Consider the following 9,277-nt stretch of genomic DNA (forward strand, 5'->3'; position numbering starts at 1 on the left):
TCGCGTCCACCGGCGGCGATCCGGCGCTCCCGTCTTCCGGGATGCCTCCGGTGGCCTCCCTGGTCGACGCTGCCTCCCGTCCGTCGGCCGGTTCCGGTGTCGCGCCATCGACGCTGGCGCAGACCGTCGACGAAGCCGGACTGGAGGCCCTGGTCACCTCGATGGCGCGGCACTGGCAGCGCGAACCGCTGCCGCGACAGGGTCGGGCCGCCGACCCGGCCCTGTTGTCCGACAGCCTGTCCCGCCTGAGGCCCTGGCTGCTGCGTCGACCGCAGGCGGTGTGGTCACGCCTGCGACCTCGGCCCCAGCGCCCTGCCCCTGTGGACGGCGCTGCTGCTGTCCGAGCTGAACATGGATGCGTCCCTGGCATGGCGCCACGCCCTCCAGTTGAGTCAGCGGCATCCCGCCTGGACCGGGGACATCGTGGCGCCCTTGCTGGCGCCGATGTGGCAGCGCCGCGAGTTCGAACTGCTGTTGCGCGAGCTCGATGGCCTGCCCCTGGACGCGGACCTGCGGGAGCGATGGCGGACCGACACCGCGATGCGCTGGGCCGAAGCCGCCCCGGCCCAGACCGCGGCCTGGGCCGCGCGCGGCGGCTCGGGCACGGCGGATCTGCTTGCGCAGATCCAGGACCGCTGGATCAACCAGGACGCCCGATCGGCGACCGTCTTCGCGAGCATGCTGCCTCGCGGCGCCGGGCAGGCGCTGCTCGAGGAGTCCTTGTCGCGCTGGCTGGCGCTGGATGGCGTCGGCGCCCGGGACTGGATCCTGTCGCAGGGCAGCCAGGAAGGCTTGGACAGGGTCATCGCCGCGCATGCGACCCAGGACGAGCTGGTTCGACACCAGCCGCTGGAGGCCATCGCGCTGGTGCGGCGCATCAGCGATCCGGACCGCCGCGACGAGGCCCAATGGGCGCTGGCCCGGACGCTTGGCGAGATCGACGCCACCCGCACCGACCTGATCGACCAGGCCCTGTGGGGCGCCCGGCCGCCGCACTGAAAACGGCTCCCCCGCCTCGCTGAAGTCCTTCAGCCCAGGCGCAGCGAAGTCTCCTCGCCCGAGGGCCCGGAGAAGCGCAAGCCGTGCCGCGCCGGGTCCTTGAAGTCGATCCACAGCTCGGCCTGGTGCTCGCCGTGGGTCCAGGCGAGTCGAAGTTCCTCGTCGCTCCCGCCGCGCATCTCGAACTGGCCGTTGAAGGCGGGATGCGTGTTGCGCAGCTCGATCAGTCGCAACAGCTGCTGGACCACGTCCGCGCGCAGGCGTTCGTCGATCTCCGCGCGGGTGTAGTGATGGCGGTTGATGTCGCGCCCGACGCCGGTGCGCTGCAGCAGCGCCACGTCGTTGCGCCCCGCCAGCAGGCCGACGTAGTACACCTGCGGAATGCCGGGCAGGAAGAACTGGATCGCCCGCGCCAGCAGGTAGTCGCGCTCGTTGCCGCCCAGCGCGTCGAAGAAGGTGCAGTTGATCTGGTACAGGTCAAGGTTGGAGGCCGCCGCGCCGGTGGCCAGCCGGCTCTCGCCGCGGCTGTTGCGGTGGATCCATTCGACCAGCGCATCCAGTTCCTCGGGCGGCACCAGTCCCGGCGATCCCGCGCGGTCGGCGGCGTCCGCGCCGATGTCGATGATGCCGATGCCGTCATGCGTGTCGAGCACCGTCAGCGCATTGCGCGGCCGCATCGCCGCCCACTGCTTCAAGGGTCCCGCGGTGCCGAAGGCGAAGGCATGCAGCACCAGCGGCGGCAGCGCGAAGTCGTACACCCAGTCGACCTGGCGCGCGATCTCGATCTGGCGGCGGTAGTAGCTGTGCACCTCGACCAGCACCTCGATGCCCAGCGCCCGGGCCTTCGCGCTGAAGGCGGCGATGAAGTCGAAGGTCTCCGGCATCATGAAACACGAGCGCCCCGCCCGCTTGATCGCATACCCCGCCGCGTCCAGCCGGATGCTGCGGATGCCCACCGAGGCGAAGCGGCGCAGGATCGCGTCCAGGTAGGCCTCGCCGCTGGCATGCTCGACGTCGATGTCGATCTGCTGCGGCGTGAAGGTGGTCCAGAAGAGGCGCCGCGCATCGCCCGCCGGCAGCATCGTCAGCGGCAGGCCGGGACGCGGCCGGTAGACGGCGGTCAGCAGCGCCTCGTTCGCGCCGTCGGGGAACACGGCGTCCAGCGTCAGGAACAGGCCGGCATGCTCGGACGCCTCGCCGCGCGCCTGGTAGTCGAGGAACTGCGGCGACTGCGAAGACATGTGGTTCACGATCACGTCGGCCATCACGTCCAGCCCGCTCTCCGGCGCCGCCAGCGCCGCCAGGTCGGACCAGTCGCCCAGGCGCGGGTCCACCCGCGTGTGGTCGATCGGATCGAAGCCCGCGTCGGCGCCGTCGATCGGATGGAAGAACGGGAGCAGGTGCACGCCGCCGAAGCGGCCGCGCAGCGGATTGCCCTCGCCCTGCGTCAGCAGCGCCTGCAGCGCGCGCAGGTCCCCGCCGCCCAGGCGGTCGACATAGGTGATGAGTTGGACTTGGTTCTTCATGGACGGTCGAGGGTGACGGGGGGCGGGAGCGATGGCGCGCGCGCGGGCGCCTTCACCCGCAGCGTCGCCAGCGCGGCCAGCAGCATCAGCGTGCCGGCCAGGCGCAGCACGTTGGCGGGATCGCCGTGCAGCACCGTGTCGTAGAGCAAGGGCAGCGTGAGCATCTGCAGCAGCATCGGGATCACGATGAACATGTTGAAGATGCCCATGTAGACGCCGGCCCGCTCCGGCGGAATGCAGCCGGCCAGCATCACGTAGGGATTGCCCATCATGCTGGCCCAGGCCACGCCGATGCCCAGCATCGGCACGAACAGCCAGGCGCGCTCGCGCACCAGCGGCAGGCTCCACATCGCGATGCCGGCGGCCACCAGGCAGGCCGCATGCACCCGTCGCGCGCCCAGGCGGCGCGTCAGCGGCAGCATGGCCAGGGCGGCGAGGAAGGCGACGAAGTTGTAGAAACCGCCGATCTGCCCGTTGAGCAGGCCCGCCTCGCGGAAACCGGCCGAGGACGCGTCGCTGGTGCCGAACAGCGAGCGCGCCAGGCTCGGCACGATGTAGATCCAGTAGCACATCATGGCGTACCACTGGCACAGCTTCATCCACCACAGCCGGCGCATCGTCTCGGGCATCTCGCTCAGCGCCGAGACGATCTCGCCGACGATCGCGCCCGGCGTGCGCGGCTGGGCGCGCAGCGCGTCGAGCGCGCTCGGCGTCATCGGCAGCTCCGGCACGCGGCGCACCGACCACCACACCGTCGTGAACGACAGCAGCGCGCCCAGCCCGAAGGCCACCGTCGTCGTCTGCGGGATGTGGTTGCCGCCGACCGCGTCGCGGCTCATGCCCATGGCCACCAGCAGCGAGGGCGTCAGGTAGGCCAGCGTCTGCGCCAGGCCGGTGAAGGCGCTCTGGATCATGAAGCCGGGCACGTGCTGCGACTCGTCGAGCCGGTCGCTGACGTAGGCGCGGTAAGGCTCCATCGTCATGTTGTTGGCCGCGTCCAGGATCCACAGCAGCCCCGCGGCGAACCACAGCGCCGGGCTCATCGGCATCAGCAGCAGCCCCAGGCTGCACAGCAGCGCGCCGAACAGGAAGTACGGCGTGCGCCGGCCCCAGCGCGTGACCGTGCGGTCGCTGACCGCGCCGACCAGCGGCTGCACCAGCAGCCCGGTCACCGGGCCGGCCAGCCACAGCAGCGGCAGCGTGGCCTCGTCGGCGCCGAGGTACTTGTAGATCGGGCTCATGTTGCTCTGCTGCAGACCGAAGCTGAACTGGATGCCGAGGAAGCCGACATTCATGTTGACGATCTGCGCCAGGCTCAGGCGCGGCTTGATGCCGTTCATGGCTGCTCCGGTGCGGCCAGCGCGGCCCGCCAAGGGGTCGGATCGTGCATGCGCGGACCTCAGAAGTCGATCTTCAGCGTGGCGCGCAGCGTGCGGCCGTTGAGCGCCCGGGCGGCGTGGCCGTCGCCCTCGATCTCGGTGTAGGCCAGCTTGTCGAACAGGTTGTTGGCCGACAGGCCCAGCATGATCTTCTCCGTCAGCGCGTAGTTCGCGAAGGCATTGACCACCGCATAGGCCTTCATCGTGATGGTGTTGGCATCGTCGCCATAGGACTTGCCGGAGCCCACCACCGCCGCGCCCAGTTCGAGGTCGCCGATGGTGTACGACGGCGCCAGCTGCCACACCAGCGCGGCCTGCCGGCGCGGCTTGTTGCCCACCAGTGCCGGGTCGTTGGCGCTGCGGATGCGGGCATGGGTCCAGGTCGCACCGGCGGTCAGCCGCCACGGGCCGCTCGCGTACGCGCCTTCCAGCTCCAGGCCGCGGGCGCGGTAGCGGTTGGCGGTGAAGGTCCGCGTCGTGACCTCGTAGTTGCTCTCGTTGGTGCGGGCATCGAAGGCGGTGACGAACAGGCTCAGGCCGGACTTGTCGCGCCACTTCAGGCCGAGCTCGGTCTGGTCGATCTCGTTGATCGCCACCGGCACGGAGCCGTCCAGCGGATTGCCGTAGAGCAGGCGATCCGCGGAGAAGGCCACGCCGTTGCTGACGCGCCCGAACACCGCCAGGTCGCTGCTGACCGCATAGTTCACGCCGCCCGAATAGGAGGTGTGGGAGACCTTGTAGTCCACCTCCTGGCGCGAGGCCGGATCCCAGTTGCGCGTCTGGGCATTGCCGGCCAGCGTGTAGCCGCTGGCCCGCTGGCCGTCGCGGCGCACGCTCAGGTCGACGTTGACCGGGCCGCCTTCCCAAGCCAGCGCCAGGTAGGGAGAGGTCTGCGTGTACTGCACGTCGAAGGTCCGCGCGCAGCAGCCGCCCCAGGTGTCCCAACCGCTGCTCACCGGCAGCGTCGAGGGCTGTCCGGCGGCATCGACGACGCGCGCGCCGTTGTTGCTGAAGCTCAGGTTGTACTGGTTCCAGAACCAGGTCTGCGCCACCTGCTGCACGCCGTTGAACAGGCCGCCGAGCACCGTCGCCGACCCGCCGGCCAGCGCGAACTTGCGGCTCAGCTTCAGGTCGTTGAAGGTGTTGCCCAGGTCGTCCAGCGAGGTGTTGAACAGCGTGCCGGTGAAGAAGGCATTGCTGCCGTTGTTGCCGTTGTCCGCGGGGAACAGCGCCATGAAGCGGCCCGAGTTGCTGGTGCGGCGGAAGCGGTCCTCCAGCGTCCAGCCCTGGCCCAGGTCCAGGCGGGTCTCCAGCCCGATGGCGAAGCTCTTCACCCGCAGCCCGTCGCGCGTGCTCGTGGTGACGGGATTGCCGTGCCTGTCGACGGTGGTGTCGGCGGGCAGGCCCGAGGTCAGGAAGAAGGCCTGGCGCGGATCGATGCCGGCGACGGTCCGGATCTGGCCGTTCACGACCTGCACCGGCACCGGCATCAGCGAGGGCGTGCGGTCGTCCAGCGCCTTGAGGTTGAGCCGCAGGTAACCGGCGTCGAAGGTCTGGGTCAGGTTGGCCTTGATCTGCCCGCCCTGCTCCAGCGTGCGGCCGGTGGGACGGCCGCCCTCGCCCTGGCGCTGGAAGCCGCCGATGTGGAAGCTGGTGCCGCGCCCCAGCGAGCCGCCGTAGTCGGCCTCCACGCGCCACAGGCGGTGATCGAGGCCGCCGGTCAGCGCCATCGATCCGCCCTGCTCGCCCTTGCCGGTCTTGCTGATGAAGTTGATCAGGCCGCCCGGCGAGTTGCTGGCCAGCGTCGAGGCGACCCGCCGCGCACCACCTCCAGCCGGTCGATGTTGACGTCGGCGCGCAGGAACTGGTCGGCGGTGCCGAAGGCGATGTCGCCGAACAGCAGCACCGGCAGGCCGCGCGGATCGCGGGCGGCGGCATCCTCGCGCGTGACCGGGGCGTACAGGCGCACCGCGATGTCGCCGGCGGGACCGGGGATTGCCAGGTTCTCGATGCGCGGCAAGGGCGCCCGCGGCAGGTCCAGGATCTCCGCGCCCATCAGGTAGGCGATGCGCGCCTGCTTGGGCGAGAGGCTGTGGAAGGACGGGCGGTTGGCGCGGTGGATGCGCTCGAGCACCGCGGCCATCCGCGGTGTCAACAAGGTGCTACTCAACGGGAACTCCAGGGCGTAGGCTCAGCCGTTCGCCGAGCCGCAATCGCGGGATTTTCCCAGACAACGCGCGCCGTCGCCGAAGCGGCGCCAAGACCCGCCTTCCCCCTCGTCCACCTCCCGGCAGAAGGACTCCGCCCATGGCCCTGATCCAGTACCTCACCCACATCCATCTCGAGGTCGGCGCGCGCCGCGTGCTGGGCGCGGAATGCGCCCGTGCCGGCATCACGCGGCCGCTGATCGTCACCGACAAGGGCGTGCGCGCGGCCGGCGTGCTGGACCTGGTGATCGAGGCCTGGACCGCGTCCCCGATCGACGCCGCCGCCCTGCCCGTCTACGACGGCACCCCGCCGAATCCGACCGAGGCCGCGGTGCGCGAGGCCGCCGCGCTCTACCGCGCCCACGGCTGCGACGGGCTGATCGCGATCGGCGGCGGCTCCAGCATCGACCTGGCCAAGGGCGTCGCGATCGCGGCCACCCACGAGGGCCCGCTGACGGCGTACGCGACCATCCTCGGCGGGGCCGGCAACATCGGCCCGCAGGCCGCGCCGCTGATCGCCGTGCCGACCACCGCCGGCACCGGCTCCGAGGTCGCGCGCGGCGCGATCATCATCGTGGACGACGGCCGCAAGCTGGGTTTCCACAACTGGACGCTGATGCCGCGCTCGGCCGTCTGCGATCCGGAGCTGACGCGCAAGCTGCCTGCCGCGCTGACCGCAGCGACCGGCATGGACGCGATCGCGCACTGCATGGAGACCTTCATGTCGGCCGCCTTCAATCCGCCGGCCGACGGCATCGCGCTGGAGGGCCTGCGCCGCGGCTGGCGCCAGATCGAGCGCGCCACCACGCATCCCGACGACCTCGACGCCCGGCTCGACATGATGGCGGCCAGCACCATGGGGGCGCTGGCCTTCCAGAAGGGACTGGGCTGCGTGCATTCGCTGAGCCACGCGCTCGGCGGGCTGATGCCCAGGCTGCACCACGGCACGCTCAACGCGGTCTTCCTGCCGGCGGTGATCCGCTTCAACGGCATGCACGACTCGGTGCGGCGCGACGACAAGATCGCCCGCATGGGCCATGCGATGAACCTGCAGGAAGGCACGCCGGCCGATGAACTGGCCGGCGCGGTCAAGGCGATGAACCAGCGGCTCGGCCTGCCGTCGGGCCTGCGCGAGATGGGCGTGACGAATGAGCTGTACGACCAGATCGTCGAGCGCGCGCTGCATGACCACTGCCACAAGACCAATCCGCGTGAGGCCTCGGCCGGCGATTACCGCCGGATGCTGGACGAGTCGATGTGAGCCGCAGGCTAGCCTCGGGGGCTTTGACAACCAACCTACCAACTAGTAGAGTGCGACCCAGTTTCACGCGACGGCCTCCGCATTCATGACCATCGAGCTCTCCCCGAAAGCCGCCGAGATCGCCGCCCACACGCGGGCGCTGCTGGTCGCCGGCGGCTACAACAGCTTCAGCTATGCAGACCTGGCCGAGCGGGTCGGCATCACCAAGGCCAGCATCCACCATCACTTCCCGAGCAAGGCCGCGCTGGTACAGACGGTGGTCGCGCGCTACCGGGAGGAAGCGCGGCAGGGGCTCGCCTCGCTGGAGCGGCAGTTCGACGATCCGCTGTCCGAGCTCAACGCCTATGCGGACTACTGGGCCGGCTGCATCCGCAGCGGCGAGCATCCCTTCTGCATCTGCGCGATGCTGGCCACCGAGATGCCGACCATTCCCGAGGACGTGGCTGCCGAGGTACGCGCCCATTTCCACGACCTGAACGCCTGGCTGGCGTCGGTGCTCAAGCGCGGCGTCGGGGCCGGCCAGTTCCACCTGCTCAACAGCCCCGCGATCTCGGCGCGCTCGTTCATGGCGGTCGTGCACGGCGCGATGCTGGTGGCGCGGGCGCTGGACGACCCCAAGTCCTTCGCCGCCATCGTGCAGCCGGCGATCCTCAAGCTGACCCAGCCCGCCTGACGGGCGCTGCACCGCGGGCGGCTTCGGCCGCCCTTCTTTCGCGCCATCAATCTACCAACTAGTAGATCGTACTTTCATCACCTGCTTCAACGAGGTCCCCATGCCCCACCCGCTTTCATCGCTCGGCATCGCGCACACCCTGATCAGCCTGATCCCGCTCGTCGCGGGCCTGCACGGCTTCGCGCGCAGGCGTCGCATCGAGCCCTCCACGCGCTCCGGCCAGGTCTATCTCGCCGGACTGACGCTGTCGGTGTTCACCGCCTTCGGGCTGTCGAGCGTCACCGGCATCAATCCCGGTCACGTGCTGGGCGTGCTGGCCCTGCTGGCGGCGTTCGGCGGCGCCTGGGTCGCGCCGCGGCTGGGCGTCCTCGGCCGGCTGAGGCCCTATGCGCAGACCTTCGGCCTCTCGTTCAGCTTCTTCCTGCTGCTGGTGCCGGGCATCAACGAGACGCTGACACGGCTGCCGGTCGCGCATCCGCTGGCCACCGGTCCGGACGATCCGGTGGTGAAGGCCGCGCTGCTGGGCTGGCTGCTCGTCTTCGCGGTCGGCTTCACGCTGCAGGGGCTGGCGATCCGGGCGGAGAACCGCGCCGCAGCCGGTGATGACGAGCTGGACCGCCGCTCGACCATGCGCAAGCGCGCGGGCCGGCGCTCAGTTGCCGGGCCGGCTCCTGGACTTGTAGCTGGAGCCCGGCGGCGTCCAGAACACCGCGCCGACCGAGGTCTCGTTCAGATGCGGCGGCAGGCCGCGCGCCTCGAGCTGCTCTCGCACGCCGTCCAGGCCGGTCTCGGAGTCGATGATGTAGCCCTCCTCCAGCACGTCGCCGTAGTTGGCCTCGGTGTTGCTGACCGCCAGCTCGACCAGGTCGCCGAGCTCGCCGCCATCGAGCGACCAGACATGCACGTCCTGGTCGGTGGCATAGGTCTTGATCCGCCACGCGGCGCCGTTGGACGCGAAGAACTGGATGGTGTCGAAGGTGTCCTCGGTCGCCGGCTCCTCGGAGTTGGCGACGTAGCTGCTCTGGATGGCGAGGCGGAAGAGGATGAGCTGGGTGGTCATGCGCGGCGGTGGGCGGGAGCGATGAGGCTGGATCGTACCGGGCGCCCGCGCGGCCGTGCGCCGCGCCGCCGTGTCATCGCGCCGCTGTGGCGTCATGGCCTCGTCGCGCTGTCAGCGTCCCGGATTACGCTCGGGGCCATGACTTGCCCTGGATCGCTCTCCCGCCGCGGCC

General features: G+C 70.4%; 8 protein-coding genes. 4 read left to right on the plus strand and 4 right to left on the minus strand.

The window, feature by feature from the left end; translation table 11 throughout:
- The first annotated feature begins 351 nt into the window (after positions 1-351).
- Complete coding sequence (locus tag FUT87_RS05105; RefSeq protein ID WP_147240282.1) at positions 352-999, plus strand: hypothetical protein; 648 nt, start codon at positions 352-354, stop codon at positions 997-999.
- 29 nt (positions 1,000-1,028) lie between these two features.
- On the opposite strand, the gene gtfA is transcribed toward FUT87_RS05105, so the two are convergent.
- The 4 genes from gtfA to FUT87_RS05125 are packed head-to-tail and all read right to left on the minus strand — an operon-like array spanning position 1,029 to position 6,074.
- A complete protein-coding gene (gene gtfA / locus FUT87_RS05110; RefSeq protein WP_147240283.1) occupies positions 1,029-2,525 on the minus strand; it encodes a sucrose phosphorylase in 1,497 nt (498 codons plus the stop codon).
- Complete coding sequence (locus tag FUT87_RS05115; protein ID WP_147240284.1) at positions 2,522-3,865, minus strand: MFS transporter; 1,344 nt, start codon at positions 3,863-3,865, stop codon at positions 2,522-2,524. The genes gtfA and FUT87_RS05115 overlap by 4 nt, the downstream gene beginning before the upstream one ends.
- A gap of 59 nt (positions 3,866-3,924) precedes the next feature.
- Positions 3,925-5,634 (minus strand): TonB-dependent receptor domain-containing protein, encoded by a 1,710-nt coding sequence (locus FUT87_RS05120; protein WP_147240285.1) that lies wholly within the window; start codon positions 5,632-5,634, stop codon positions 3,925-3,927.
- A 44-nt stretch (positions 5,635-5,678) separates the two neighbouring features.
- Positions 5,679-6,074 (minus strand): hypothetical protein, encoded by a 396-nt coding sequence (locus FUT87_RS05125; protein WP_147240286.1) that lies wholly within the window; start codon positions 6,072-6,074, stop codon positions 5,679-5,681.
- A 137-nt stretch (positions 6,075-6,211) separates the two neighbouring features.
- Between FUT87_RS05125 and FUT87_RS05130 the strand changes: the two genes are divergently transcribed.
- From FUT87_RS05130 to FUT87_RS31330, 3 genes are all read left to right on the plus strand, one after another.
- Positions 6,212-7,372, plus strand: coding sequence for an iron-containing alcohol dehydrogenase (locus tag FUT87_RS05130; protein ID WP_147240287.1), 1,161 nt, complete (start codon positions 6,212-6,214; stop codon positions 7,370-7,372).
- An 85-nt stretch (positions 7,373-7,457) separates the two neighbouring features.
- On the plus strand, positions 7,458-8,045 hold the full coding sequence (locus tag FUT87_RS05135; protein WP_091724121.1) for a TetR/AcrR family transcriptional regulator: 588 nt from the start codon (positions 7,458-7,460) through the stop codon (positions 8,043-8,045).
- Positions 8,046-8,145: 100 nt separating this feature from the next.
- Positions 8,146-9,277 (plus strand): hypothetical protein (locus FUT87_RS31330; RefSeq protein ID WP_310735106.1); only part of this gene is annotated, 1,132 nt, incomplete at its 3' end.

The sequence above is a fragment of the Mitsuaria sp. TWR114 genome (assembly GCF_007997345.1).